General features: G+C 71.5%; 21 protein-coding genes. 13 read left to right on the forward strand and 8 right to left on the reverse strand.

Annotated features, from left to right (window positions below; all coding sequences use genetic code 11):
• The first annotated feature begins 30 nt into the window (after positions 1-30).
• Positions 31-1,779: a DEAD/DEAH box helicase gene (locus tag Q7X29_RS24280; RefSeq protein ID WP_218716954.1), complete on the forward strand. Its 1,749-nt coding sequence runs from the start codon at positions 31-33 to the stop codon at positions 1,777-1,779.
• Positions 1,779-2,321, forward strand: coding sequence for a hypothetical protein (locus tag Q7X29_RS24285; RefSeq protein WP_316575477.1), 543 nt, complete (start codon positions 1,779-1,781; stop codon positions 2,319-2,321). The genes Q7X29_RS24280 and Q7X29_RS24285 overlap by 1 nt, the downstream gene beginning before the upstream one ends.
• 36 nt (positions 2,322-2,357) lie before the next feature.
• Here the strand turns inward: Q7X29_RS24285 and Q7X29_RS24290 are convergent, their stop codons facing one another.
• Entirely contained in the window at positions 2,358-3,092 is a 735-nt protein-coding gene (locus tag Q7X29_RS24290) for an SDR family NAD(P)-dependent oxidoreductase (protein ID WP_316575478.1), read from the reverse strand.
• A gap of 146 nt (positions 3,093-3,238) precedes the next feature.
• Between Q7X29_RS24290 and Q7X29_RS24295 the strand changes: the two genes are divergently transcribed.
• On the forward strand, positions 3,239-3,841 hold the full coding sequence (locus Q7X29_RS24295; protein ID WP_316575479.1) for a TetR/AcrR family transcriptional regulator: 603 nt from the start codon (positions 3,239-3,241) through the stop codon (positions 3,839-3,841).
• 8 nt (positions 3,842-3,849) lie between these two features.
• Here the strand turns inward: Q7X29_RS24295 and Q7X29_RS24300 are convergent, their stop codons facing one another.
• Positions 3,850-5,613 (reverse strand): DEAD/DEAH box helicase, encoded by a 1,764-nt coding sequence (locus Q7X29_RS24300; protein ID WP_374104832.1) that lies wholly within the window; start codon positions 5,611-5,613, stop codon positions 3,850-3,852.
• A gap of 313 nt (positions 5,614-5,926) precedes the next feature.
• Here Q7X29_RS24300 and Q7X29_RS24305 point away from each other — a divergent pair, with 313 nt between their 5' ends.
• Positions 5,927-6,934 (forward strand): YihY/virulence factor BrkB family protein, encoded by a 1,008-nt coding sequence (locus Q7X29_RS24305; RefSeq protein WP_255587230.1) that lies wholly within the window; start codon positions 5,927-5,929, stop codon positions 6,932-6,934.
• Here Q7X29_RS24305 and Q7X29_RS24310 read toward each other — a convergent pair.
• Positions 6,904-7,143 carry a DUF3039 domain-containing protein gene (locus tag Q7X29_RS24310; RefSeq protein WP_189024012.1) on the reverse strand — a complete coding sequence of 80 codons (240 nt, stop codon included), beginning with the start codon at positions 7,141-7,143 and terminating at the stop codon, positions 6,904-6,906. The genes Q7X29_RS24305 and Q7X29_RS24310 overlap by 31 nt on opposite strands.
• A gap of 143 nt (positions 7,144-7,286) precedes the next feature.
• Here Q7X29_RS24310 and Q7X29_RS24315 point away from each other — a divergent pair, with 143 nt between their 5' ends.
• Positions 7,287-7,646, forward strand: coding sequence for a DUF3099 domain-containing protein (locus Q7X29_RS24315; protein ID WP_218716952.1), 360 nt, complete (start codon positions 7,287-7,289; stop codon positions 7,644-7,646).
• Here the strand turns inward: Q7X29_RS24315 and Q7X29_RS24320 are convergent.
• Complete coding sequence (locus Q7X29_RS24320) at positions 7,617-8,963, reverse strand: MFS transporter (protein ID WP_316575480.1); 1,347 nt, start codon at positions 8,961-8,963, stop codon at positions 7,617-7,619. The two genes, Q7X29_RS24315 and Q7X29_RS24320, sit on opposite strands and share 30 nt — an antisense overlap.
• 201 nt (positions 8,964-9,164) lie before the next feature.
• Between Q7X29_RS24320 and Q7X29_RS24325 the strand changes: the two genes are divergently transcribed.
• From Q7X29_RS24325 to Q7X29_RS24335, 3 genes are all read left to right on the forward strand, one after another.
• Positions 9,165-9,914, forward strand: coding sequence for a VOC family protein (locus Q7X29_RS24325; RefSeq protein WP_218716927.1), 750 nt, complete (start codon positions 9,165-9,167; stop codon positions 9,912-9,914).
• 215 nt (positions 9,915-10,129) lie between these two features.
• Positions 10,130-11,647: a DUF7782 domain-containing protein gene (locus Q7X29_RS24330; protein WP_218716926.1), complete on the forward strand. Its 1,518-nt coding sequence runs from the start codon at positions 10,130-10,132 to the stop codon at positions 11,645-11,647.
• Positions 11,648-11,817: 170 nt separating this feature from the next.
• On the forward strand, positions 11,818-12,786 hold the full coding sequence (locus Q7X29_RS24335; protein WP_022566390.1) for a sigma-70 family RNA polymerase sigma factor: 969 nt from the start codon (positions 11,818-11,820) through the stop codon (positions 12,784-12,786).
• 114 nt (positions 12,787-12,900) lie between these two features.
• On the opposite strand, the gene Q7X29_RS24340 is transcribed toward Q7X29_RS24335, so the two are convergent.
• On the reverse strand, positions 12,901-15,648 hold the full coding sequence (locus Q7X29_RS24340; RefSeq protein WP_316575481.1) for a bifunctional acetate--CoA ligase family protein/GNAT family N-acetyltransferase: 2,748 nt from the start codon (positions 15,646-15,648) through the stop codon (positions 12,901-12,903).
• Entirely contained in the window at positions 15,641-16,882 is a 1,242-nt protein-coding gene (locus Q7X29_RS24345) for an acetoin utilization protein AcuC (RefSeq protein ID WP_218716924.1), read from the reverse strand. The genes Q7X29_RS24340 and Q7X29_RS24345 overlap by 8 nt, the downstream gene beginning before the upstream one ends.
• A gap of 129 nt (positions 16,883-17,011) precedes the next feature.
• Here Q7X29_RS24345 and Q7X29_RS24350 point away from each other — a divergent pair, with 129 nt between their 5' ends.
• Positions 17,012-17,698, forward strand: a complete 687-nt coding sequence (locus Q7X29_RS24350; protein ID WP_218716923.1) for a metal-dependent transcriptional regulator — start codon at positions 17,012-17,014, stop codon at positions 17,696-17,698.
• 3 nt (positions 17,699-17,701) lie between these two features.
• Positions 17,702-18,682 (forward strand): UDP-glucose 4-epimerase GalE, encoded by a 981-nt coding sequence (gene galE / locus Q7X29_RS24355; RefSeq protein ID WP_316575482.1) that lies wholly within the window; start codon positions 17,702-17,704, stop codon positions 18,680-18,682.
• Between the two features lie 19 nt (positions 18,683-18,701).
• Here the strand turns inward: galE and Q7X29_RS24360 are convergent, their stop codons facing one another.
• On the reverse strand, positions 18,702-19,865 hold the full coding sequence (locus Q7X29_RS24360) for a DUF4192 domain-containing protein (protein ID WP_316575483.1): 1,164 nt from the start codon (positions 19,863-19,865) through the stop codon (positions 18,702-18,704).
• A gap of 150 nt (positions 19,866-20,015) precedes the next feature.
• Positions 20,016-20,756 carry a sensor domain-containing protein gene (locus Q7X29_RS24365; protein WP_316575484.1) on the reverse strand — a complete coding sequence of 247 codons (741 nt, stop codon included), beginning with the start codon at positions 20,754-20,756 and terminating at the stop codon, positions 20,016-20,018.
• A gap of 196 nt (positions 20,757-20,952) precedes the next feature.
• Here Q7X29_RS24365 and Q7X29_RS24370 point away from each other — a divergent pair, with 196 nt between their 5' ends.
• The 3 genes from Q7X29_RS24370 (at position 20,953) to Q7X29_RS24380 (ending at position 25,679) form a co-directional block, all read left to right on the forward strand.
• A complete protein-coding gene (locus Q7X29_RS24370; RefSeq protein WP_218716509.1) occupies positions 20,953-21,897 on the forward strand; it encodes a PAC2 family protein in 945 nt (314 codons plus the stop codon).
• Positions 21,898-21,960: 63 nt separating this feature from the next.
• Positions 21,961-24,459 carry a DEAD/DEAH box helicase gene (locus tag Q7X29_RS24375; RefSeq protein WP_316575485.1) on the forward strand — a complete coding sequence of 833 codons (2,499 nt, stop codon included), beginning with the start codon at positions 21,961-21,963 and terminating at the stop codon, positions 24,457-24,459.
• A gap of 104 nt (positions 24,460-24,563) precedes the next feature.
• Entirely contained in the window at positions 24,564-25,679 is a 1,116-nt protein-coding gene (locus Q7X29_RS24380) for a type III PLP-dependent enzyme (protein WP_218716507.1), read from the forward strand.
• The last annotated feature ends 3 nt before the right edge of the window (positions 25,680-25,682 follow it).

Raw genomic sequence — 25,682 nt, forward strand, 5'->3', positions numbered from 1 at the left:
ACCCAGGCCACCTATCTCCCCGACCGTCACCTGTTCGCCCTGTGGACCTGGACCGGCCACGGCGCCGGTCCCGCGCCGACGGACGTCGGCGACCAGGAACGGCTCACGCTCGCGCTGCCGGTCGGCGAGCGCGGCGCGATCGAGCCGACCGAGATCCCGGCGGCCGTGGTGACACCCACCGAGCTGGCCGCGCTGGCCGCCGTCGACCTCGCGCCGTCGACGCTGGCGTGGCGTGCCCTGCTCGGCCCGGACGCCGAGGTCCGACCCGACGCGGCCGCCGACCTGCCCGTCGCCGCCCATGCCGTCCCCGATGCCGTCGGCACCGCAGTGTGCTCGGCGCAGCGGGCGGTCCGGGTACTGCGGGAGACCGAAGTGGCCGCCGTCGAGCTGGCCGGGCTGCTCGACGCCACCCTGCGCCCCTACCAGGTGCGGGGCGTGAGCTGGTTGCGCGAGACCGTCGCCGCCTACGGCGGTGCGGTACTGGCCGACGAGATGGGTCTCGGCAAGACCGTGCAGACCATCGGGTTCCTGCGGGGCCGGGCCGACGGGCCGCAACTGGTGGTATGCCCGACCTCGCTGGTGGGCAACTGGGTGCACGAGATCGCGCGGTTCGCGCCGGATCTGACCGCCGTGTCCTGGCGCGGCGGCGAGGTGCCCGCCGCGCCCGGCACGATTGTGGTCACCGGATATCCGACGCTGCGCCTGCACGGGGCCGCGTTGACCGAGACCTCCTGGGCCACCGTGGTGTTCGACGAGGCCCAGGCACTGAAGAATCCGCGCACCCAGGTGTCGCGGGCCGCCAAGGCACTCCCCGCCGACGCCAAGGTCGCGCTGACCGGCACGCCGGTGGAGAACCATCTCGACGAGCTGTTCGCGCTGCTGCACCTGACCGTGCCGCGACTGTTCGCCCACCGCACTCAGTTCCGGCGCCGGTTCGTCAAACCGATCGAGGAGGGATCGGCCGCGGCGGCGGCCCGGTTGCGCGACGCGGTGGAACCGGTCGTGCTCGGGCGTAAGAAGCTCCAGGTCGCGGCGTCGCTGCCGGCGAAGATCCACAGCGACCTGCTGTGCGATCTGACCGCCGAGCAGGAACGGGTCTACGACGCGGTGCTCGCCGAGGCGCTCGACGAGGGCTTCGGGTCCGGTCTGCAGCGTCAGGGCCGCGTGCTCGCCGCGCTCACCGGGCTCAAACAGGTGTGCAACCATCCCGGGCTGGTCTCCGGCGATCTGGACGAACTCGCCGGGCGCTCCGGCAAACTCGACCTCTGTACCGACATCGTGGCCACCAATCTCGACACCGGCGACCCCACCCTGCTCTTCACCCAGTACCGGGCGACGGGCGAGCTGCTGGTGCGCCATCTCGCCGAACAGTTCGGCGTCACCGCGCCGTTCTTCCACGGCGGGCTCGACGCCGACCAGCGGGCCGGGATCGTCACCGCGTTCCAATCACCGGACGGCCCACCGGTGCTCGTGCTGAGCCTGCGCGCCGCGGGCACCGGCCTGACCCTCACCCGCGCCGCCGACGTGATCCACTTCGATCGCTGGTGGAATCCGGCCGTCGAGGCGCAGGCCTCCGACCGGGCCCATCGGATCGGGCAGACCCGCACCGTCACCGTCACCACGCTGACCAGTTCGACCACCGTCGAGGAGCACATCGCCGCGATGCACACCCGCAAGTCGGCGCTGACCGACCTGTCCGACGCGGCCGGCATCGCCGAACTGGCCCGCCTCGACGACGACGCGCTGGTCGACATCCTGCGCCGGAAGCGAGCGAACTGATGCCCGACAACGAATTCGGCTTCACGCCCTGGGGCCGGGACTGGGTCCGGCTGGCCGAGCCGCTGCGCCAGACCAAGCCGGAACCGCTGCTGCCCCGCGCCCGCAGCATCGCCCGCAATCACGGCGTCCGCACCGAGATCGAGGGGCGCACGGTCCGCGCCCATCTGCATCGAGGTGGTCAGGCCTCGATCGCCCATGTCGAGGTGGTGCCGCTGACGCGGGCCGCGGTGACCACGATCGCGCACACGATCCCCGATCCCTCGGTGATCACCGACGAAATGCACCGTGCGCTGCTGGACGTGGGCCACTCGCCTGCTCCGGCCCTGGCCGGCACCGACTGTTCGTGCTCGGCGCGCACCGCCCGGTGCGTGCACATCCTCGCGGTGCTGTACACGATCGCCCGGCAGGTCGACGAGAACCCGCGGCTCGCCCTGGAGCTGCAGGGCTACTTCGACGCGACCGACGACGCCGAGGCACCCGTCCAGGAGCACCGCTGGACCAGCGTCCATGCTCTCGATCCGACGCGGTTCTTCGCGGTCTGACACATCGGGGCGGCGCCGGGCGGTCTGCCGGCCCGCTCAGGCGTTGGTGCCGCCGTCGATGGTGATCACCGCGCCGGTGATGGTCCGCCCGGCGGGACCGGCGAGGAACGTGACGAGATCGGCGACGTCCTCGGGCGTGCCGAAACGGCCCAGCGCGCTGAACTCCCGCTGGACCGGCGCGTGATCGCTGCCCGCCGGGTTCATGTCGGTGTCGGTGGGTCCCGGCTGCACCAGGTTGACGGTGATCCCGCGCGGGCCGAGTTCGCGGGCCAGCGCCTTGGTGTAGCCGTTGAGCGCCGACTTGCTCAGGTTGTAGAGCGCCAGGCCGCCGAAGAGCGCGCGATCGGTCAGGTTCGACCCGATGGAGATGATCCGTCCACCCTCGCCCAGATATGCCAGCGCGGCCTGGCCTGCGACGAACGGGGCGCGCGCGTGGATGCCGAGTGCGCGGTCGATCTCGTCGAGCCCGAATTCCCCGTACGGCTTGGCCGGAAAGATGCCCGCGTTGTTCACCAGCACGTCCAGCCCGCCCAGGTCCCGGGCGGTGCGGTCGACCGCGGCGACGATCTGCTCGGCGTCGGCGCTGTCGGCCCGGATCGGCACGGCCCGCCTGCCCAGCGCCTCGATATCGGCGGCGACGGCCTTCGCGGCGACCTCGTCGCGCTGATAGGTGAACGCCACGTCGGCGCCCGCGCCCGCCAGTGCGCGGGCGATGGCGGCGCCGATCCCCCGGCTGCCGCCGGTCACCAGGGCCACGGTGCTGCTCGTCATCGGTTCGCTCCTTTGTGTAGTGATCAGTACACAAATAGCCAAGCGCACGACGACGGGGCGCGTCAAGAGTTTCTTATCGATCGACACAGAATTCCCCGGCCTGCGGCGCAGGGGTATATTTGTCGGTCGACACAGAAAGGTTCGCCATGGCAGAACGCGGCCGCCCGCGCGGTTTCGACCGCGACATCGCCCTGCGGCGTGCCATGGAGGTGTTCTGGGAGCGCGGCTACGACGGCGCCTCGATGGCCGACCTCACCACCGCCATGGGCATCAACTCCCCCAGCCTCTACGCCGCCTTCGGCGACAAGGAAGCCCTGTTCCGCGCCGCGGTCGAGCTCTACGGCCGCACCGAAGGGTCACGCACGGCGCGGGCCCTGCGCGAGGAACCCACCGCCTACACCGCCATCGAGGCGATGCTGCGCGACAACATCACCGTCTACACCGATCCCGAGCTGCCGCACGGTTGCATGGTGGTCCTGGCAGGCGCGACCTACACCACGCGCAACGCCTCGGTCCGCGCATTCCTCGCCGAAGCCCGCCGGCACACCACCGCCGACATCCACGCGCGGCTCGACCGCGGCGTCGCCGACGGCGACCTGCGGCCCGGCACCGACACCGCCGCGCTGGCGGCGCTGTACAGCACCGTCCTCTACGGGCTCTCGATCCAGGCCAGAGACGACGTCGGCCATGCCGAACTCAGCGCCGCCGTCGACAGCGCCCTCGAGGTACTCGCGGCGTCGACGACGTAGCCGACGCGCTACTGACGCCGCAGGGCGGCGATGCGCTCGGTCAGCTGATCGGCGGTGGCCAATGCCGTGGGTGGGCCACCGCATTCGCGACGGAGCTCGCCGTGGATCACGCCGTGCGGTTTGCCGGTGCGATGGTGGTGCATCGCGACCAGGCTGTTGAGTTCCCGGCGCAGTTCGCCCAGCTTGTCCGACGTCGCGACCCGCTCGACGACCGCGGCGGGCGCGGGAGCGACGGCCTCCTGGGCACTGCGATCGGCGAGCTGACGCGTCTGCCGCTCGCGCAGCAGCGCGCGCATCTGGTCGGCGTCGAGCAGACCCGGGATGCCCAGGTAGTCGGCCTCCTCGTCGCTGCCGGCGATGGTGGCGGTGCCGAAGGACGAGCCGTCGTAGATCACCTGGTCGAGCTCGGCGTCGGCGGCCAGGGCGACGAAGGACTTCTCCTCCTCGCCCGGCTCGTCCTTGGTCTTGTTCGCGTCGATGAGCAGCTCGTCGTCGAGCGCGTTCTTCTCGCGATGCGGCTTGCCGATGACGTGATCGCGCTGCAACTCGAGCTGGGCGGCCAGGTCCAGCAGCACCGGCACCGACGGCAGGAAGACACTGGCGGTCTCGCCGGGCTTGCGCGCACGCACGAACCGGCCGATGGCCTGAGCGAAGTACAGCGGGGTCGACGCGCTCGTCGCGTACACGCCGACGGCCAGCCGCGGCACGTCGACGCCCTCGGACACCATGCGCACCGCGACCATCCACGGCTGGGTGCCCTTGGCGAACTCGTCGATACGGCTCGAGGACTGCGGGTCGTCGGAGAGCACCACGGCGGGCCGCTCGCCCGAGATGTGTTCCAGCAGTTCGGCATAGTCGCGGGCACGTTCCTGATCGGTGGCGATCACCAGGCCGCCCGCGTCGGGGATGCCCGAGGCGCGCAGCTGGCGCAGCCGGGTGTCGGCCGCGCGCAGCACCGCCGAGATCCAGTCGCCCGCCGGGTCCAGGGCGGTGCGCCAGGCGCGCGCGGTCTGCTCGGCGCTGAGCGGTTCGCCGAGGCGGGCGGTGTGTTCCTCGCCCGCGCTGTCGCGCCAGTGCGCGTCACCGGAGTAGGCCAGGAAGACCACCGGGCGCACGACGCCGTCGGCGAGGGCGTCGGCGTAGCCGTAGGAGTGGTCCGCGCGCGACCGCGGGAAGCCGGCCTCGTCGGGCTCGTAGGTGACGAAGGGGATCTTGGAATCGTCGCTGCGGAACGGGGTTCCGGTCAGCGCGAGCCTGCGCGTCGCGTCGCCGAAGGCCTCCTCGGTGGCCTCGCCCCAGCTCTTGGCGTCGCCCGCGTGGTGGATCTCGTCGAGGATCACCAGGGTGCGGCGGTTCTCGGTGCGCACCCGGTGCCGCGCGGGATGGGCTGCGATCTGGGCGTAGGTCACCACGACGCCGTGATAGTCGCCGGAGGTGCCGCCGGTGCTGTTGGAGAAGCGCGAGTCGAGCTGGATGCCGGAGCGGGCGGCCGAGGCGGCCCACTGGTGCTTGAGGTGCTCGGTCGGCGCGACAACGGTCACCTGATCGACCGTACGATCGGCCAGCAACTCCGCGGCTACCCGCAGCGCGAAGGTAGTCTTACCGGCGCCGGGGGTCGCGACCGCGAGGAAGTCACGTGGCTTGGTGGCAAGGTATTTCGTGAGCGCGCGCCGCTGCCAGGCGCGCAGGGAGCCACCCGGCGCACCCCCCGCGGCCGCATCGCCCGGTGTACCCGCTTCTCTCGCCGCAGCGACGCCACCCGACCCAGTCACGCAGACGACCCTAGCCGCCCGATGCGGCGTGTCGCCAAACCGACGCGGGGTGGGCGACCGGCATCACAACCCAGCCCGAGGTCACCGGCCATTTACCTGTTACCCGCCGACACGATGCCCGGCCCGCACCACGCGGACCGCCGAGGTGCGGGATGCTGGAGACACGATGAGCAACGACCAGATCCGGGCAGCCGATGCGGCACACCCGCCGCAGGCACCCCTGCCCGGCGGTCTACCCGCGCAGCCAGTGACCGCGGCCGGGGCCGACGGGCAACGTCCCCGCGAACACACCCGGGTGGTGCGGTGGCTGCTCATGGTGTGGCGGCTGGTGGTCCGGGTGTCGCAGAAGTGCTGGAACAACTCGATCTTCGCCAAGTCGGCCGCCGCCGCCTTCTGGCAGACGCTCTCGCTCGCGCCGCTGCTGCTCGGCCTGCTCGGCAGCCTCGGCTACGTGGGCGGGCTGTTCGGGCCCGACACGGTGCAGATCGTGGAGGCCAAGATCATCGCGTTCAGCCGGGAGTTCTTCAGCCCGTCGGTCGTCTCCGACCTGATCGAACCCACCGTCGACGACGTGCTGGGCCGCGGCCGCGGCGCCGTGGTGTCGGTGGGCTTCGTGCTGTCGCTGTGGGCCGGGTCCTCGGCGATGGCGACCTTCGTCGACGCGATCGTGGAGGCCCACGACCAGCAGGACGCCCGGCACCCGGTCTGGCAGCGGATCTTCGCGCTGCTGTTGTACGTGCAGTTCCTGGTCGCGGCGGTGCTGATCCTGCCGGTGATCGCGCTCGGACCCACCCGGATCGGCCGGGTGCTGCCCGAGGCCTGGCGCGAACCCGGCCTGCGCCTGATCGACACGTTCTACTACCCGATCGTCGGCTTGCTGCTGATCGTCGGGCTGACCACGCTCTACAAGCTGGCCCTGCACAAGTCGCTGCCCTGGCACCGGCTCTTCGGCGGCGCACTGGTGGCGGGGGTGTTCTTCATGGGCGCCAGCGATCTGCTGCGCCGGTATCTGGCCTGGATCACCGCCACCGGCGTCAGCTACGGCGCGCTGGCCACCCCGATCGCGTTCCTGCTGTTCACCTATTTCCTCGGCTTCGCGGTGATTCTCGGCGCGGAGTTCAACGCCGCGGTGCAGGAATTCTGGCCGGCCAGGGCCACCCGGATGGAGCAGGTCAAGGAATGGTTCAGCAATCAGGTCCGCGGCGACGACGACGAACGCGAGAACGACGGACGCGACGAAGCGGCCGACGCCTCACCCGAGGCGCCGACCACACCGATCACCGAACCCGCTCAGTCGCCGCCCTTGCGCAGGCCGTCGTAAACCTTCTTGCAGTCCGGGCAGACCGGTGAGCCCGGCTTGGGCGAACGCGTCACCGGGAAGACCTCGCCGCACAGCGCGACGACCATCGTGCCCATCACGGCACTCTCGGCGATCCGGTCCTTCTTCACGTAGTGGAAGAACTTGGGGACGTCGTCGCCGGTCGTCTCGTCGGTCGTGGTTTCCGGGCGTACCAGAGTGTCTGTACTCACGCCTTCCATGATGCCGCATCCCGAGCGCGCACCGCTGACCAGCCGCGTGTGCGTTCGTCGGCGGCGAGTGGAAGACTCGGGGTATGCAGTCCCACGGCGACACCCCCGGCGCCGACGAGCCGACACCGGACCCGGAGGTGACGATGCCCGCCGCGCCGAGTTCCTCGCGCGGCTATTTCCCGGGCGCCGACGCCAAGCACCCGGTGCTCATCACCGAGGCCGCGCCGTCACTCGACGACCAGCATCGCGCCCGCGTCCGCCGCTACACGATCATCATGGCCTTCCGCATCCCCTGCCTGATCCTGGCCGCGGTCGCCTACAGCGCGTTCGAGAACCCGCTGATCTCGATTCTGATCATCGTGGCCTCGGTGCCGCTGCCGTGGATCGCCGTGCTCATCGCCAACGACCGTCCGCCGCGCACCAAGGACGAGCCGAGCCGCTGGGACGGCCGCGCGAACCAGATCGCGCTGGACTCACGTCCGCACAAGGCCATCGACGGCTGACGGCCGCCGCACCAGCATCGACATCAGCGCCGCCAGGCCGCACAGCGCGCCGGCGAGGTACCAGGCCAGGTCGTAGGAGCCCTGCAGATCGCGAATGAGACCCGCGCCGGTGGCCGCGATCGCCGCGCCGACCTGATGGGCGGCGAACACCCAGCCGAACGCGATCGGCCCGTCGGCGCCGAACAGTTCCCGGCACAGCAGCACGGTCGGCGGGACGGTGGCGATCCAGTCCAGGCCGTAGAAGACCACGAACACCCACATGCTCGGCTGGGTGTGCGGGCCGAGCAGCGAGGGCAGGATCAGCAGCGAGAGCCCGCGCAGCGAGTAGTACCCGAGCAGCAGGTAGCGCGGATCGACGCGGTCGGAGAGCCAGCCCGAGGCGATGGTGCCCGCCACGTCGAAGATCCCGACCAGCGCCAGCAGGCCCGCCGCGGTGGTCGGCGGCATGCCGTGGTCGTGGGCCGCGGTCACGAAGTGCGTGCCGACCAGGCCGTTGGTGGAGGCGCCGCATACCGCGAAGCCGCCTGCCAGCAGCCAGAATCCGGGCCTGCGCGCAGCCGAGGCCAGTACCCGCAGCGCCCGGCTCGCGCCACCGGCGACCGCGACGCGCACCCCCGCGTCCGATCCCGCGGGTGCGCCGTAGGCCCGCACCCCGACATCGCTCGGGTAGTCCCGCACGAACAGCCACACCAGCGGCACCACGGCCAGTGCCACGGCCGCCACGATGACCGCGGGCAGCCGCCAGCCGTGCGCGTGCGCCAGCATCGAGACCAGGGGCAGGAACACCAGCTGACCGGTCGCGCCCGCGGCGGTGAGCACGCCGGTGACCAGACCGCGGCTGCGCACGAACCAGCGGCCGGTGATGGTGGCGACGAACGGCATCGACATCGAGCCGACGCCCACTCCGACCAGCAGACCCCAGGTCGCCACCAGCTGCCAGGCCTGGGTCATGAACACCGTCAGCCCGCTGCCCGCCGCGATCAGCACCAGTGCCGCGCACACCACCCGGCGGATGCCGAAGCGATCCATCAACGCGGCCGCGAACGGTGAGATCACCCCGTAGAGCAGCATGTTCAGCGACACGGCCGCCGAGATCGTCGCGTGTGACCAGCCGAACTCGACGTGCAGCGGGTCGATCAGCACGCTGGGCACCGATCGGAAGGCGGCGGCGCCGAGCAGGGCGACGAAACCGACGCCCGCCACGATCCAGGCCGGGTGCGGGGCGCGACCGCGCCGATCGGTGGCGTCGGGGACGGCCGGGGCGCCCTCGGCCGGGTCGTCGCCGGCGGGCGGCAGGGGTGCGCGGAGATCGGTCACCGGAACAGGGTGCCGGAACCTCGCGGCACGAACGAGTGGCCGCGATGACATCTTTCGCAGATATCCTGCCAACCCGCGGTCCGGCGTGATCACGGTCGACAGCGCGCCCACGGCCGCCTACCGTGCGGACAGGACCTCCGGTCCGGGCCGGTACTTCGTCGGCCCCACCGCGTACCCGATCCATCTCGAAACGGAGACAGCATGATTCGCTGGACGTGGGCCTTTCTCGACCGCCCCGCCGCCGGTTTCGACGACTGCGTCCGGTTCTGGGCGACGGTCACCGGCTCCACCGTGTCCGAACCTCGTGGCGCGCAGGGCGAATTCGTCACCCTGCTCCCGGCCGCCGGTCCCGCCTGGCTCAAGATGCAGCGCGTCGGTGGCGACGGCGGCGTCCACCTCGATCTCGATGTCGACGACATCCCCGCCGCGATGGCGACCGCGACCGATCTCGGCGCCCGGGTCGTCACGGTCGAACGCGACTACACCGTGCTGGAATCGCCCGCCGGACAGACATTCTGCTTCACCCCGGTGCACGCCGATGCCCCCGCGCCCGAGGACGAGACGCCGCCGCCGGTCGTCGTCTCGACCGCGCCGGACGGCACCGTGACCCGCCTCGATCAGATCTGCCTCGACCTGTCCCCCGCCGACATCGCGACCGACACCGTGTTCTGGCGAGCGCTGACCGGCTGGACCCACCAGCCGGGCCGCCGCCCCGAATTCTCCCGCCTGCGTGGCCCCGACCAGCCGCTGCACTTGCTGCTCCAGCGTCTCGACGAGGCCCGGCCCGCCGGCGCCCACCCCGACCTGGCCTCCTCCGACATCGCCGCCACCGCCGCCTGGCACGAATCCCTGGGCGCCACCCGGGTCGCCGACGGCGAACGCTGGATCGTGCTGCGCGACCCCGGTTCCGCGGTCTACTGCGTCACCGGCCGTGACCCCTATACCGGCTGACACAGCGGCAACCGGGCCCACCTTCGTCACTGTCGCGCGTTCGCCCGGCGGCCGAGTGCCCCGGGCGCATCACCCGGGCGGGGGTAGCGACACCGTCGACCACCCGCCGGGGGACGCATCCGCCGACGGCCTGCGGTCGCACGGTCCGGCGTGGCGCGCGACACGCGGCCGTAGCTGGTCGATCCGGGCACGCGCCGCCCTGGCACAGTAGGCGGGTGTCTACGAACCCCACCGCCACCGGTTCCCTGCTCACCGCGCTGTGCCCGGACCTGCGCACGGCGTTGATCCGCGTCGGCTACGACGCCGACACACTGGTGGAGGCGCTGGGTCCCGACGTGCACGCCGCGCTGGGCCGCTCCGAGCCGGTGCCCGTGCGCCGGGTGGCACGTGCGGCGGGCGAGCTGGGCACGCTGATCCGGCTGCTGCTGCTCGGTGACGCGCTGCCCGCACGCGAGGTCGCCGCCGCGCTGTCGCCGGTCCGGATCGACGACGCCGTCGCGGCGGGTCTGCTGGCCCGCGACGGTGACGAGCTCAGGGCCGCACTGGATCTGCGCCCGCTCGACACCGGCGCCGGCACCCGCTGGATCCTGTCCGACCTCGACGATTCGATGCGCAGGCGCACCCTCACCGAGGACCATGTGCTCGGGGTCGGACACGCCTCGCTGTCGCTGCTGCGCGCCACGCCGACCGAACCGGTGGGCACCCTGCTGGACCTGGGCACCGGCTGCGGCGTGCAGGCCGTGCACGCGGCGAGCTACGCGGGCCGGGTCACCGCCACCGATGTCAACTCCCGGGCGCTGTGGCTGGCCGAGGCCACCGCCGCGCTGAACGAACTCGACATCGAACTGCTCGAAGGGTCCTGGTTCGAGCCGGTCGCGGGCCGCACCTTCGATCAGATCGTGGCCAATCCCCCGTTCGTGGTGGGCCCCGCTCGCATCGAGCACACCTACCGCGACTCCGGGCTCGCGCTGGACGGCGCCAGCGAGCTGGTGATCGGGCAGGCGCCCGGCTTGCTGGCCCCCGGTGGCACCGCGGCCATGCTCGCCGCCTGGGTGCATATCGAGGGCCAGGACTGGCGGCAGCGGGTGTCGTCGTGGCTGCCCGCCCACGGCGTCGACGCCTGGGTCGTGCAGCGCGACGTCGCCGATCCGGCACTCTATGTGGGTACCTGGCTGCGCGACGCCGGGCTGGACCCGCGCGACCCGGCCGCCCAGGCCAGGGCCGAGGCGTGGCTGGCGGCGTTCGAGGCCGCCGATGTCGAGGGCATCGGGTTCGGGTTCGTCTACCTGCACGCCATCGACGGGCCGACCGAGCTGATGGCCGAGGACCTCACCCACGGCTTCGACGATCCGCTCGGTGACGAGGCGCCCGCCTACTTCGCCCGCTCGGCCTGGCTGCGCGCCGTGGCCGCCGACGACCGCCTCGCCTGGACCTCCCGTTTCGCCCCGAGCCCGGCCACCGCCCTGGAACGGGTGTATCTGCCCGGCGAGCACGGCTGGGAGGAGCAGGTCGCGCGGCTGCATCGCGGCGACGGTCCGCGCTGGCAACACGAGGTCGACGAGTCCACGGTGGCCCTGATCGCGGGAATGCGACCGGACGGTCTGCCGTTGTACGAACTGCTCGAACTGCTGGCCCTCGCCGAGGGCGCCGACCAGGTGACCCCGGAGTTCGCCGCCCAGGCACTCGGTGTCGTGGCCGGTCTGGTGCGCCACGGATTGGTGCGACCCGTCTGAGCCGACCGGCGGTGGGGGCCGAGTTCCGGCCACGGTGCTCTTCTCAGGAACTTCTCAGCCGTACAGGTGGGAACACGCAGCTCAGAGCGGTTTATCACCAGCGCGATCGGGAACTTTCTCTAAGTCGGGTCCGTTGATCGGAGTGAGACACCACCGACAGGAGGCAAGTCATGACAAGCCCCGCCACTACTCGTGTGCGCCCCAGCGAGTCCGATATCGACGCCCAGAGCCCGGCCGCCGACCTGGTACGCGTGTACCTGAACGGAATCGGCCGCACGGCACTGCTCACGGCGGCCGACGAGGTCGAGTTGGCCAAGCGTATCGAGGCGGGCCTGTATGCCCAGCACCTGCTCGAGACGGGTAAGCGGTTATCGGCGACCCGCAAGCGTGATCTGGCGATTCTGGTCCGCGAGGGGCAGGCCGCCCGCTCGCATCTGCTCGAGGCCAACCTGCGCCTGGTCGTCTCACTGGCCAAGCGCTACACCGGCCGCGGTATGCCGCTGCTCGACCTGATCCAGGAGGGCAACCTCGGACTGATCCGCGCGATGGAGAAGTTCGACTACGCCAAGGGCTTCAAGTTCTCCACCTACGCCACGTGGTGGATCCGCCAGGCCATCACCCGCGGCATGGCCGATCAGAGCCGTACGATCCGGCTCCCCGTGCACCTGGTCGAGCAGGTCAACAAGCTCGCCAGGATCAAGCGTGAACTGCATCAGCAGCTCGGCCGCGAGGCCACCGACGCCGAACTCGCCAACGAGTCGGGCATCCCGGTGGAGAAGATCGCCGACCTGCTCGACCACAGCCGCGACCCGGTCAGCCTCGACATGCCGGTCGGCAACGACGAGGAAGCCCCGTTGGGCGACTTCATCGAGGACTCCGAGGCCACCTCCGCCGAAAGCGCGGTCATTGCCGGCCTGCTGCACCACGACGTGCGCAGCGTCCTGGCCACCCTCGACGAGCGCGAACAGCAGGTCATCCGTCTGCGCTTCGGCCTCGACGACGGCCAGCCCCGCACCCTGGACCAGATCGGCAAGCTGTTCGGGCTGTCCCGCGAGCGGGTCCGCCAGATCGAGCGCGAGGTCATGTCCAAGCTGCGCAAGGGTGAGCGCGCCGATCGGCTGCGCGCCTACGCCAGCTGATCCCCGAGAACCCGACGGCCCCGCGGGGTCGTCTGCCGAAACGCCGACCGGTGTCCGCGACCTCTCCCCTCCGGGGTCGCGAGCCGGTCGGCGTTGTTCGTCGGGGACCCCCGCTCAGGCCAGTCGGCGCGGACCGGTGTCGAACCGGCTCGGCTCCGGGCCGATCCGGGCGCGCGCGTAGATGATCTCGGCCGAAGACGGCGCCGCGAGCACCGGATCGCAGGACAACTCGCGCATCTGCGGGATGTCGTCGAACAGGGCCGAGATGCGTTGCGCCAGTTCGGCCAGCGCCGCCTTGTCGACCGCCGGTCCGGCCTGCCCACCGGACAGCAGCGGCGCGGCGCGTGGCGCCTCGATCAGGGCCACGGATTCCTCGGCGGTGAGCGGCAGCGCGCGGAACGCGCGGTCCCCGAGCAACTCGATGATCAGGCCCGAGAGCCCGAACTCGATCACCGAGCCGAAGGAGGGGTCGTCGGTGACGCGCAGAACACAGCCCATGCCCTTGGTCGCCATCTTCTGCACGTGCAGCAGCGGATCGCCGCAGATCTCGACCAGATCGGTGTAGGCCTGGCGGACCGCGTCGGGCGTCCACAGGTCCAGGCGCACCCCGAGCAGGTCCGGCCTGCGCCGCCACAACTCCCCGGTGGCCTTCGCCGCGACCGGATAGCCCAGTTCCTCGCCGGCCGCCACTGCCTGCTCGGCGTCGCGCACCGCCCGGAACTCGACCACGTCGATGCCGTAGCAGCCCAGCAGCCGCACCGTTTCCTCGTCGGTGAGCCAGCGCCCACCCGAATCCGCCAGCCAGCCCGCCACCAGGTCCGCCGCGGCCGCGGTGTCGATGCCCGGCGGTCGCACGACCGGGGAGACCGGCTGGTCCCGCCAGCGGGCGTACCGCTCGACCCGGGCCAGCGCCCTGGCCGCGCGTTCCGGGTCCGGATAGGACGGGATCGAGCCCCTGGCCGGCGCGCCACCGGTCGTGCGCACCGCCAGCAGCTTCGGAATGCCCGACTCGGCGACGAAGGTGGTCAGCACCGGTTTGTCCTTGCCCGGCGCCGCCGCGGCCGCCGCCCGCAGCGCGTCGGCGAAGCCGGCCATCGGTACCGGCACCGGCGGGGCCACGACGACGATCACGGCGTCGACCTCGTCACTGCGCAGCGCGGCCTGCACCGCCTCCCGGTAGTCGGCCGGGGTCGCCTCCGGGCCCAGATCCACCGGCCCGTCGACCGGCGCGCTGTGGACGGTGCGCTCGGTCGGCCGCACACCGGGTCCACGATCCACGACCGAGGCGGGCCGGCGCACCCGCAGGCCTTCGCCGTGCGCGGCATCGATGGCCAGCCAGTTCAGCGCGGCGCTGTTGCCGACCACCGCCACCCGTGGCCCGCGCGGCAACGGCTGACACGCCAGCAGCGCCGCACAGTCGAACAGTTCCGAGATGGAGTCGACCTGGATGATCCCGGCCTGGGCGAACAGGTCACGCACCACCGTGCGATCCATATCGGCGCCCGCGGCCAGCCTGCCGCTGCTCACCGCCACGATCGGCTTGCCCCGCGCCACCCGCCGGGCCAGCCGGGAGAACTTGCGCGGATTACCGAAGCTCTCCAGGTACAGCAGGATCACCTCGGTATCGGCGGCGGTGTCCCAGAACTGCAGCAGATCGTTGCCGGAGACATCGGCGCGGTTACCCGCCGACACGAACGTCGACAAGCCGAGATTGCGCGCCGCGGCCTCCCCCAGGATCGCCGCGCCGAGCGGGCCGGACTGGCAGAAGAACCCGATCCGCCCGCGCTCGGGCAGCACCGGGGCCAGGGTGGCGTTGAGGCCCACCGCCGGGTCGGTGTTGGCGATGCCGAGTGCGCTGGGCCCGACCACCCGCATACCGTGGCCGCGCGCCGCGGCGACCAGCTCGTGTTCGGCGGCCAGGCCCTCGGGCCCGGTCTCGCCGAAGCCGGCCGTGAGCACCACCAGGCCCTTCACCCCCTTGGCCATACAGTCGTCGAGCACCGACCCGATCGCGGCCGGAGGCACCGCGACGACCGCCAGGTCCACTTCGTCGGGGATCTCGCGGACCGTGGCGTAGGCGCGCACGCCTCGCACCGATCGGCGGTTCGGGTTCACCGGGAACACCGGCCCGCTGAAGCCGCCGGCGAGCAGGTTCGCCAGCACGGCGCCACCGACCCTGGTCCGCTCGGGCGAGGCGCCGATCACCGCCACCGACCCGGGCGCCAGCAGGTTGCCGACGCTGCGGGCCTCCGAGGCCGCCTCCCGCGCATCCCGCACGGTGCGCAGCGCTTCGGTGGGATCGATCGCGAACTCCAGGTGCACCTCGGCGCCGTCCCGACTGCGCTGCAGCTGATAGCCGGCGTCGCGGAACACGGTGATCATCGCCTCGTTCTCGGCGAGCACCTCCGCGACGAAGGCCATCACCTCGTTCTCGGCCGCCGCGCCGGCGAGGTGCTCGAGCAGCACCGAGCCCAGACCACGGCCCTGGTGCTCGTCGGCGACCACGAAGGCCACCTCGGCGGCGCGCGGGCCTCGACGATCGAGCAGTTCGTAGCGGGCGACGCCGATGATCGCGTCCCCGAGCAGGGCGACCAGCCCGACCCGATCGTGGTAGTCCACATGGGTGGTGCGGTACATGTCCTTGGGCGAGATCCGCGGGTACGGACCGAAATAGCGCAGATACCGGGTGCGATCCGACAGCGCGGCGTGGAACGTGGCCAGCGCCGGGGCGTCGGCGGGCACGATCGGGCGCACGCGGACCACGCCTCCGTCGGAGGCGAGCACATCGCCGTACCAGTGTTGGGGTGGCGCAGGCGGATTCGCGGGCGTATCGGGGGTGTCGGGCAGCAGCGGCTCAGTCACGAGGGTCCTCCGGGTCGAGCCCGAGCAGGGCGAAGCTCGCCCGCCGGGTGGCCGTGATCGCGGTGTCGATCGCCCGCTGGGCCCGGATCTGGCCCGCGTCGCCGACCTCGGGAGTGCCGCCGGGACCGTCCCAGGGCAGGTAGGCGGTGTCGCCGCCGTCGCCCATGCTGGTCGGCGGCTGCACCCGGGGCGCGGCGGCGCGGACCTGGTCGATCCAGCCGGCCGGGACCGGCGTCTCCGGCGCCAGCGGCCGGTCCAGAGCCGCGGCGAGCAGATGCGTCCAGGCGCGCGGTACCACCCGCACCACGCCGTACCCCCCGCCCCCGATCGCCAGCCAGCGGCCCTCGGCATGGCGGTCGGCCAGCTCGCGCATCGCCAGGAAGGCCGCGCGCTGGCCGTCCACGGTGAGTTCCAGGTCGGCCAGCGGGTCCTCGCGATGGGTGTCCACCCCGCACTGGCTGACGATGATCTGCGGCCGGAAGGCGGCCACCGCGCCGGGCACGACCGCGTGGAATCCACGCAACCACTGGGCATCCCGGGTGCCGGGCAGCAGCGGCAGGTTGATCGAGGTGCCCTCCGCCGCGCCGAGCCCGGTCTCGGTGGGCCAGCCGGTGTTGGGCCACAACGTCGCCGGATGCTGGTGCAGCGAGATCGTCAGCACTCGTGGATCGGCGTAGAAGGCACGCTGGACGCCGTCGCCGTGGTGGACGTCGACATCGAGGTAGGCGATGCGGTCGAAGCCGTGGTCGAGCAGCCACGAGATCGCGATCGCGGCGTCGTTGTAGATGCAGAAGCCGGCCGCGGCGTCGGGCATCGCGTGATGCATGCCACCACCGATGCTCACCGCCCGCCGGGTCCGCCCGGCCGCGATCTCCCCGGCGGCGGCGAGGGTACCGCCCACGATGACCGAGGCCGCCTCGTGCATGCGGGGGAAGATCGGGTTGTCGGCGGTTCCCAAGCCGTACATCGTGTCCTCGGGCGTCGGTGGTCCGTCACCGGCGCGCCGCACCGCCTCGATATAGGCGCTGCTGTGCACCCGCAGCAGGTCGGCCTGGGTGGCCGCGGCAGGTGCCAACGGCTCGACACCGTCGAGCACGCCCAGGCTTTCGGCCAGCGACATGGTGAACTGCAGGCGCGCCGGTTTCATCGGGTGCTCCGGACTCCAGGTGTAGCCGAGGAATCGCTCGGTCCACACGACGGTCCCGGGCTCTTCGCTGTGCGGCGGCGTGACCATGCTCGCCACGCTAGTCGGAAGCAGCGACCCCCGTGACGCGTTGACATGCAGTAGAAATAGGGCCGCCGGTCCGGCGGGCGGACGGGCGTTCGCGCGTGGGTAGAATTCGTGCCGACGAAGGGGTAACAGGTGAAGGATCTGGTCGACACCACGGAGATGTATCTCCGTACCATCTACGACCTCGAGGAAGAGGGCGTGGTGCCGCTGCGGGCACGCATCGCCGAGCGGCTCGAGCAGAGTGGTCCGACGGTGAGCCAGACGGTCGCGCGGATGGAACGCGACGGCCTGCTGCTCGTCGCGGGTGACCGCCACCTCGAGCTGACCGACAAGGGCCGCGCCATGGCGGTCGCGGTGATGCGCAAGCACCGGCTCGCCGAGCGGTTGCTGGTCGACATCATCGGTCTCGACTGGCAGAACGTGCACGCCGAGGCGTGCCGCTGGGAGCACGTGATGAGCGAGGAGGTGGAGCGGCGCCTGATCGAGGTGCTCAACCACCCGACCACCTCGCCCTACGGCAACCCCATTCCCGGTCTGGACGAGCTCGGCCTCGGCGATACCCCCGCTGCCGAGGAGACGCTGGTGCGCCTGTCCGACCTGCCCAACGGCGCGCTGCACGCCGTCGTGGTGCGCAGGCTGGCCGAGCACATCCAGACCGACCCTGAGGTCATCGGCAGGCTGCGCGAGGCGGGTGTGGTGCCCGACGCGCGTGTCACCGTCGAGACCAAGCCGGGCGCGGTGCTGATCACGGTGCCGGGGCACAACGGTTTCGAACTGTCCGAAGAGATGGCGCATGCCGTCCAGGTGAGGCTGGTCTGATACGTGAAACTTCTGGTCACCGGCGGCGCCGGCTACGTGGGTGGCGTGTGCGCCGCCGTCCTGCTCGAGGCGGGCAACGAAGTGGTCGTCGTCGACGACCTGTCGACCGGTAACGCCGACGGCGTCCCGGCCGGTGCCCGCTTCGTCGAGGGCGACATCGCCGTCGCGGCGCCGGAGCTGTTGCGCGCCGAATCCTTCGACGGCGTGCTGCATTTCGCGGCGCAGTCGCTGGTCGGCGAGTCGGTGGAGCAGCCGGAGAAGTACTGGCACGGCAACGTCGTCAAGACGCTGAGCCTGCTCGAGGCGATCCGCGAGACCGGTACCCCGCGCCTGGTGTTCTCCTCCACCGCCGCGACCTACGGCGAACCCGAGCAGGTGCCGATCACCGAGACGGCGCCGACCCGCCCCACCAACCCCTACGGTGCGAGCAAGCTGGCCATCGACCACGCCATCACCTCCTACGCGGCGGCGCACGGCCTGGCCGCGACCAGCCTGCGCTACTTCAACGTGGCGGGCGCCTACGCCGGTCTCGGCGAGAACCGGGTCGTGGAAACGCATCTGATCCCCCTCGTGTTGCAGGTGGCGCTGGGCCACCGCAAGGCCATCTCCGTCTACGGCACCGACTGGCCGACGCCGGACGGCACATGCGTGCGTGACTACATCCACATCCGCGACCTGGCGCAGGCGCATCTGCTGGCGCTGTCCTCGTCGCAGCCCGGCAGCCACCGGATCCTCAATCTCGGCTCGGGCACCGGTTTCTCGGTGCGCGAGGTGATCTCGGCGTGCGAGCGGGTGACCGGCCTGCCGATCGAGGCGATCGACGCGCCGCGCCGCCCGGGCGATCCGGCGGTGCTCATCGCCTCCAGCGACCGCGCGATCGCCGAGCTGGACTGGCGGCCCGAGCACAACGATCTCGACGAGATCGTCTCCGACGCCTGGGAATTCCTGCGGTCGCTCGGCGACAAGGCACACAGCGCGCGCTGATCTCCGCCGCTCGCCGTCCTCACCGGTGGAGCGGGCCGATGTCGACCCCCAGATCAGCCGCGATCTGGTGACCGCACTGCGCGAGTTTGCGCAGCCGTTCCGGCCGCAGCCCGCTCTGCAGCGAGGTCTCCAGCAGCACGGCCATCGGGTGGGTGGCATCGGCCTCCACCGCCGCGGCGAGGGCGACGCCGGCGAACGGCCCGTCCCCGCGCAGGTAGGCGCTGAAGCCCAGCAGTGCCGCGGCCTCGGCGCGGTCGGCGCCGGGCGTGGCCCGGGCGAGTTGAGCCCACAGCTGTTCGGCGGCCTCGGCGTGATCGCCCAGCGCCAGCCCGTACATCGCGTCCCGGATCGGCCGGTCGCGCAGCGTGGCCGCCAGCTGCGCGAGTTCGCGATCGGCACGCGGCGCGCCGGAGGCGGCGTCGGCGATCTGCCACAGGACCCATTCCAGCGCCCTGCGCTGATAGGCCACCGTGTGCCCGGCCCGTGTCGCCGCGGACAGGCCACCGCGATAGCGCGCGACGGCCGGTCCGAGCCGGCGCCGCACCTCGGCGCACAGTCGTCGGTCGGGCCGCACCAGGGCGGTGAGTTCACCGCGCGAGCGGCGGATCTGTCTGCCGTCGAGCACGTGGGACAGCGCCACCATCGACGACGCCGGATCACCGACGACCCCGCCCGCGCCGCGATGGAACAGGTCGCGGAAGCGCGCCCCGGCCACGATCGAGGGCACCGACCAGGCCCCGCACACGGCGATCCCCTCGTCACCGAGTGCCTCGAGCAGCGACGCGGCCCGAAGCGCCTGCATCACCCCGCCCCCGGCCTCGTCGACGAACACCGCCAGCACCCCGCCGGCATGCTCACGCAGGCAGATCGATCCGACGCAGGCGGTGAACTGGCCGATCCGGTGCGGATCGGCGAGCGCGTCCAGATCGAATCGCACCACCGCCTCGATCGCCGTGGACCCGCCCGGGGCCGCCTCGTGCAGGACGGCGACGACCAGCGAGCGTTCGGGGACGAAGCCGAGCATCGCGGGCAGGGCGGCGATGAGCTCGCCGGGATCGTCCACCCGCAGCGACGGCTGCGGTGGTCCGGCGGGGTAGCCGGGGGTGGATTCGGCGCAGGTGAGTGCCCGGGGAAAGGGTCCGGAGCGAGTGGCCCGGCGGGTGGAGTTCGTCGACGATGTCATGGCTCCACCGTGCCCGTGGCCCCCGACGGCACCGGGCGCCCGACCTGGGCGTTGTGCTGCCCTGTTGACGGCCCCGCGGCTGGGGAGCGATCCCGGTCCCGGCGTCGCGCCCGGACCGAACCTGTCACCCCCGCGTGCTAGGGCCGCGGGTCAGGCCCCGCGGATCCGGCGCACGGCGGTCGCGAACATCTCCGCGACGGCCTGCTGGTCGGGCAGGCCCGCGCCGAAGGTCATCGACGTCACCGTGATCCGCACGTCGCCGATCTGCCCGATCGTGGTCTGCATGGTCTGGGTCAGCCCGGCCCCGCCGACGTCGGGAACGACAGTGCGCCGCAACGACACCGCGTCGTCGGCGCCCGTCGGGCTCGTGGTGTCGAGCACGGTCGTGACGGTCGATTCCGCGCCCGCCCGGCTGACCCGGATCTGCTCGCACCCGGCGAGGCGGTCTCGCAGGCGCGCTGGCGCCTCGGTGGTGCGCGAGAGTTCGACGGTGAGCGTGGCCCGGCTCGCGTCGTCGTTGCCGACCGCGACCGCGGCCGGTTCGGCGCCGGGCTCGGGGTCCGGCGGCGTGCACTTCGCCGGGCGGACGGTGGCGCCCGCCCCCACCCCGTCCAGATCGCCCGCCGCAGCGGCCGCGGCCTGCGGGGGCAGGACGACGGCCGGGTAGCGGGCCGGGAACTGCTGGGCGGTGGGCAGCAGATCGGCGAGCGCGCCGTCGATGTGCCGCACCGCCATCGCGCTCTGGGCGACCGGCGTGCCGTCGATGCTCTGTCCGCACCCGGTCAGCGCCAGCCCGGCGAGCACCACCGAGCAGGCGAGGGTCCGGCGCCGCTGCCCGGGGCGCCGGACCCGATCGCCGCCATGGGCCGGTGTCGTCTCCGCCACGTTCACCCCTCCCACTGTGCCCCACCGGGCCGGTCGGGGCGTCATCGCCACGCCGCACGGGAATGTCGAGGCAGCGGTGGCTGTTGTGTAGCAGGACGAGCCGTCCTCCGGCCGTGTGCGATGCGTCTGCTCGCGTGGGGGACAATGGAGAAACGCCTCCCCCGCCGCGAGCGTTGGTGGACCGCGCAGGAAGGAGTACGCGATGGATGATCAGTCGCACATGTACGAGCTGGAGTTCCCGGCACCGCAGCTGTCGTCGGACGACGGCGCCGGTCCCGTGCTGGTGCACGGCCTGGAAGGTTTCACCGACGCCGGTCACGCCGTGCGCCTGGCGACCACCCACCTGCGCGAGAGCCTGGAATCCGAACTCGTCGCTTCCTTCGACGTCGACGAGCTGCTCGACTACCGCTCGCGCCGTCCGCTGATGACGTTCAAGACCGATCATTTCGCCGAGTACGCCGAACCCGAGCTGAACCTGTGGGCGCTGCGCGACACCGCCGGCACCCCGTTCCTGCTGCTGGCCGGCCTGGAACCGGATCTGCGCTGGGAGAAGTTCACCACCGCGGTGCGGCTGCTGGCCGAACAGCTCGGCGTGCGCCGCACGATCGGCCTGTCGGCGATCCCGATGGCGATCCCGCACACCCGTCCGCTCGGCGTCACCGCGCACTCCTCGGACCGTTCGCTGATCGGCGATCACCAGCGCTGGCCCGGTGAGCTGCAGGTGCCCGGCAGCGCGTCCTCGCTGCTCGAATTCCGGATGGCCCAGCACGGACACGAATCGCTCGGGTTCTCCGTGCACGTGCCGCACTATCTGGCCCAGACCGACTATCCCGAGGCCGCCCAGACCCTGCTGGAGAACGTCGCCGACAGCGCAGGCCTCGAACTGCCGCTCACCGCGCTGGGCGAGGCCGCCGCGCGGGTGCGCGAGCAGGTCGCCGAGCACATCGCCGGCAACGAGGAGGTCGAGACGGTCGTGACGGCGCTGGAACGCCAGTACGACAGTTTCGTCACCGCCCAGGAGAGCCAGTCCAGCCTGCTGGCGGGCGACGGTGAACTGCCCAGCGGCGAGGAACTCGGCGCCGAGTTCGAGCGCTTCCTCGCCGAACAGGGCGGTTACGGCGACACCTCCCGCGACAGCGAGGACTGAACCGCCGGGCCGTGCGCAGGTCTGGGCACGGCGACGCCCGCCTCGCCCACTAGGGTGGTCGGAGTGGATCTGACCGACCTGCTCGAAATCCCCGGGACCGACGCCGACGCGCTCTACGAGTCGTTCGCGGCGTGGGCCGCCGAGCAGGGCACGCCCCTGTATCCGGCGCAGGACGAGGCGCTCATGGAGCTGGCCTCGGGATCCAACGTGATCCTGGCGACGCCGACCGGATCGGGCAAGTCCCTGGTCGCGGTCGGCGCGCACCTGTTCGCGATGGCCAACGGGCAGCGCAGCTACTACACCGCGCCGATCAAGGCGCTGGTCAGCGAGAAGTTCTTCGCGCTGTGCGAGGTGTTCGGCGCGGCGAACGTCGGCATGGTCACCGGCGACGCCGCGGTCAACGCCGACGCCCCGATCATCTGCGCGACGGCGGAGATCCTGGCGAACCTGGCACTGCGCGAGGGCGCGGCCGCCGAGGTCGGCCAGGTGGTGATGGACGAGTTCCACTTCTACGCCGATCCCGATCGCGGCTGGGCCTGGCAGGTGCCGATCATCGAGCTGCCGCGCGCGCAGTTCCTGCTGATGTCGGCGACGCTGGGCGAGGTCGACTTCTTCGCCGAGGATCTCGAGCGCCGCACCGGCCGCTCGACCGCGGTGGTCGCGGGCACCGAACGCCCTGTCCCCCTGACGTTCTCGTATGTGCGCACCCCCGTCACCGAGACGCTCGAAGAGCTGGTGACCACCCATCAGGCGCCGGTGTATGTCGTGCACTTCACCCAGGCCGCCGCGCTGGAACGCGCCCAGGCGCTGACCAGCGTGAACTTCGCCACCCGCGCCGAGAAGGACGCGATCGCCGCCGCCATCGGCGAATTCCGCTTCGCCGCCGGCTTCGGCAAGACCCTCTCGCGGCTGATCCGCCACGGTATCGGCGTCCACCACGCCGGCATGTTGCCCAAGTACCGCAGGCTGGTGGAGAAGCTCGCCCAGGACGGCCTGCTGAAGGTGGTGTGCGGCACCGACACCCTCGGCGTCGGCATCAACGTGCCGATCCGCACGGTGCTGCTGACCGGGCTCACCAAGTTCGACGGGGTGCGGACCCGCAGGCTCAAGGCCCGCGAGTTCCATCAGATCGCCGGCCGCGCCGGCCGCGCCGGATTCGACACCATGGGCACCGTCGTCGTGCAGGCGCCCGAGCACGAGGTGGAGAACGCGCGCCTGATCGCCAAGGCGGGCGACGATCCGAAGAAGCAGCGAAAGGTGCAGCGCCGCAAGCCGCCCGAGGGTTTCGTGTCCTGGAGCGAGGAGACCTTCGACCGGCTCGTTGCCGCGCAGCCCGAGCCGATGGTGTCGCGTTTCGCGGTGACCAACGCGCTGCTGCTCAACGTGATCGCCCGGCCAGGCAACTGCTTCGACGCCATGCGCCACCTGCTCGAGGACAACCACGAGCCGCGCCCGGCCCAGCGCAAACACATCCTGCGTGCCATCCGGCTCTACCGGGCGCTGCGCGATGCCGGTGTGGTGCAACAACTCTCCGAGCCCGACGCGCAGGGTCGGATGGCCCGGCTCACCGTCGACCTCCAGCGTGACTTCGCTCTCGATCAGCCGCTCTCGCCGTTCGCGCTGGCGGCCTTCGAGCTGCTCGATCGCGACAGCCCCACCTACACCCTCGATGTCGTCTCGCTGATCGAGGCGACCCTGGAGGACCCCCGGCAGCTGCTGATGGCCCAGCAGCACAAGGCGCGCGGGGCCGCCGTGGCCGAGATGAAGGCCGACGGCATCGAATACGAGGAGCGCATGGAGCTCCTGGAAGAGGTCACCTGGCCCAAGCCGCTGGCCGAGCTGATCGAGCCCGCCTTCGAGACCTACCGGGCCGGGCATCCGTGGGTCTCGGAGTTCGCGCCGTCACCGAAGTCGGTGGTGCGCGACATGATCGAGCGCGCGATGACCTTCGCCGAGCTGATCTCGTTCTACGAGCTCGCCCGCTCCGAGGGTGTGGTGCTGCGCTACCTCGCCGATGCCTACCGCGCGTTGCGCCGCACGGTGCCCGACGCGGCCCGCACCGAGGAGCTCGACGATCTCGTCGAGTGGCTGGGCGAGCTGATCCGCCAGGTGGATTCGAGCCTGCTCGACGAATGGGAGCAGCTCACCAATCCGGGCGCGGAGAACGACGCCGAGCAACTCGCCTTCGGCGCGGAGTCGGTGCGCCCGATCTCGGCCAACGAGCGCGCCTTCCGGGTGATGGTGCGCAACGCCATGTTCCGCCGGGTCGAGCTCGCCTCGCGACAGCGCTGGTACGACCTCGACGAGCTGAGCCCGGGCCCGGACTGGGCCGAGGATTTCGCCCCCTACTTCGACGAGTACGCCACGATCGGCACCGGCCCCGATGCCCGCGGCCCGCAGCTGTTCCAGGTGGAGCAGCGGCCCGGCTTCTGGCATGTGCGCCAGGTCCTCGACGACCCTGCGGGCGACCACGGCTGGGCACTGACGGGCATCGTCGATCTGGAGGAGTCCGACGCCGCGGGCGAGGTGGTGTTCGACGAGGTCACGGTGTCGGCGGGCTGACTGATACCCGTTCCCTATCGTCGAAAATGACGAATGTTTGACGGATTCGTTGTTGGGTAGGCGCCGCTGATACTCTCTCCCGGCCGCCGACCGAAAGTTCAACTATGCCCGAATCCCCGTACCTTGTCATCTACCCCGAGCGGGTACGTGCCAATTACCGAGCTCTCGCCGCCGCCGTGTCGGCGCGGCGCAGCCGGGGCACCCGGATCAGGTACGCGGTGAAAGCGGCACCGGTCGACGAGTTGCTGACGCTGCTCGACGTCGAGGGCGCCGAGTTCGATGTCGCCAGCATCGGCGAGATCGAGCAGGCACTGCGCCTGGGGATCGACGCGGCCAAGCTCTGCTACGGCAATCCCATCAAGAAGAGCGCCCACATCGCGCGCGCCTTCGCCCTGGGTGTGCGCCGCTACGCCTTCGACACCGAGGACGACCTGCTGCGCATCGCCGAGCACGCGCCCGGTGCGGAGGTCGAGTGCCGGTTCCTGTCCTCGGCGCCGGAGTCGCGCACCCCCTTCGGCACCAAGTTCGGCTGCGCGCCCAGCGAGGCGCTGCGGCTGCTGGTGCGCGCCCGCGATCTGGGCTTGGCGGTGGGTGGCCCGTACTTCCACGTCGGCTCCCAGCAACTCGATCCGGCCGCCTGGCGGATCGGTATCCGCCAGGCCGGTGAGATCGTGACCGCGTTGGCGGACAAGGACATTCACGTCGCCGCGGTCAACGTGGGCGGCGGTCTGCCGATCTCCTACGCCGACGCGGCCCCCGAGCTCGACGCGATCGCGGCCGCCATGACCGCGGCCGCCGCGCAGTACCTGCCCGAGTCCACCGGCCTGGTCGTCGAACCCGGCCGCGCGCTGGTGGGCAACGCGGGCACCATTCACGCCGAGGTCGTCGGCGTGCGATTCGCGCCGGATGGCCGGCGCTGGGTGTATCTCGACATCGGCCGATACAACGGTATGGCCGAGACGGAGAACGAGTACATCGCCTACCGGTTCGTCACCGATCGCGACGGCGATCCGGTCGACGAGGCGGTGGTCGCGGGTCCGACCTGCGACGGCGACGATGTACTGTATCAACGCACGAAGGTCCTTCTGCCGACCACGTTGCGAGCCGGTGATCAGATCCAGATCCTCGACACCGGCGCCTATACCGCGAGTTATTCGTCGGTGTCCTTCAATGGTTTTCCGCCCTTGACCGTTCATGTCTCGGGCGCTGAGCGAGAGTGAGTT

Origin of the sequence: Nocardia canadensis, assembly GCF_032656385.1 — a bacterium.
Lineage (GTDB): Bacteria > Actinomycetota > Actinomycetes > Mycobacteriales > Mycobacteriaceae > Nocardia > Nocardia canadensis.

Excerpts from the sequence above, each read along its gene's own strand:
- Q7X29_RS24325 (WP_218716927.1), top strand. The coding sequence starts at position 9,165 with ATGATTCGCTGGACGTGGGCCTTTCTCGACCGCCCCGCCGCCGGTTTC.
- Q7X29_RS24315 (WP_218716952.1), top strand. The coding sequence starts at position 7,287 with ATGCCCGCCGCGCCGAGTTCCTCGCGCGGCTATTTCCCGGGCGCCGAC.
- Q7X29_RS24295 (WP_316575479.1), top strand. The coding sequence starts at position 3,239 with ATGGCAGAACGCGGCCGCCCGCGCGGTTTCGACCGCGACATCGCCCTG.
- Q7X29_RS24290 (WP_316575478.1), bottom strand. The coding sequence starts at position 3,092 with ATGACGAGCAGCACCGTGGCCCTGGTGACCGGCGGCAGCCGGGGGATC.
- Q7X29_RS24305 (WP_255587230.1), top strand. The coding sequence starts at position 5,927 with ATGGTGTGGCGGCTGGTGGTCCGGGTGTCGCAGAAGTGCTGGAACAAC.
- Q7X29_RS24360 (WP_316575483.1), bottom strand. The coding sequence starts at position 19,865 with ATGACATCGTCGACGAACTCCACCCGCCGGGCCACTCGCTCCGGACCC.
- Q7X29_RS24285 (WP_316575477.1), top strand. The coding sequence starts at position 1,779 with ATGCCCGACAACGAATTCGGCTTCACGCCCTGGGGCCGGGACTGGGTC.
- Q7X29_RS24380 (WP_218716507.1), top strand. The coding sequence starts at position 24,564 with ATGCCCGAATCCCCGTACCTTGTCATCTACCCCGAGCGGGTACGTGCC.
- Q7X29_RS24335 (WP_022566390.1), top strand. The coding sequence starts at position 11,818 with ATGACAAGCCCCGCCACTACTCGTGTGCGCCCCAGCGAGTCCGATATC.
- Q7X29_RS24345 (WP_218716924.1), bottom strand. The coding sequence starts at position 16,882 with ATGGTCACGCCGCCGCACAGCGAAGAGCCCGGGACCGTCGTGTGGACC.
- Q7X29_RS24370 (WP_218716509.1), top strand. The coding sequence starts at position 20,953 with ATGGATGATCAGTCGCACATGTACGAGCTGGAGTTCCCGGCACCGCAG.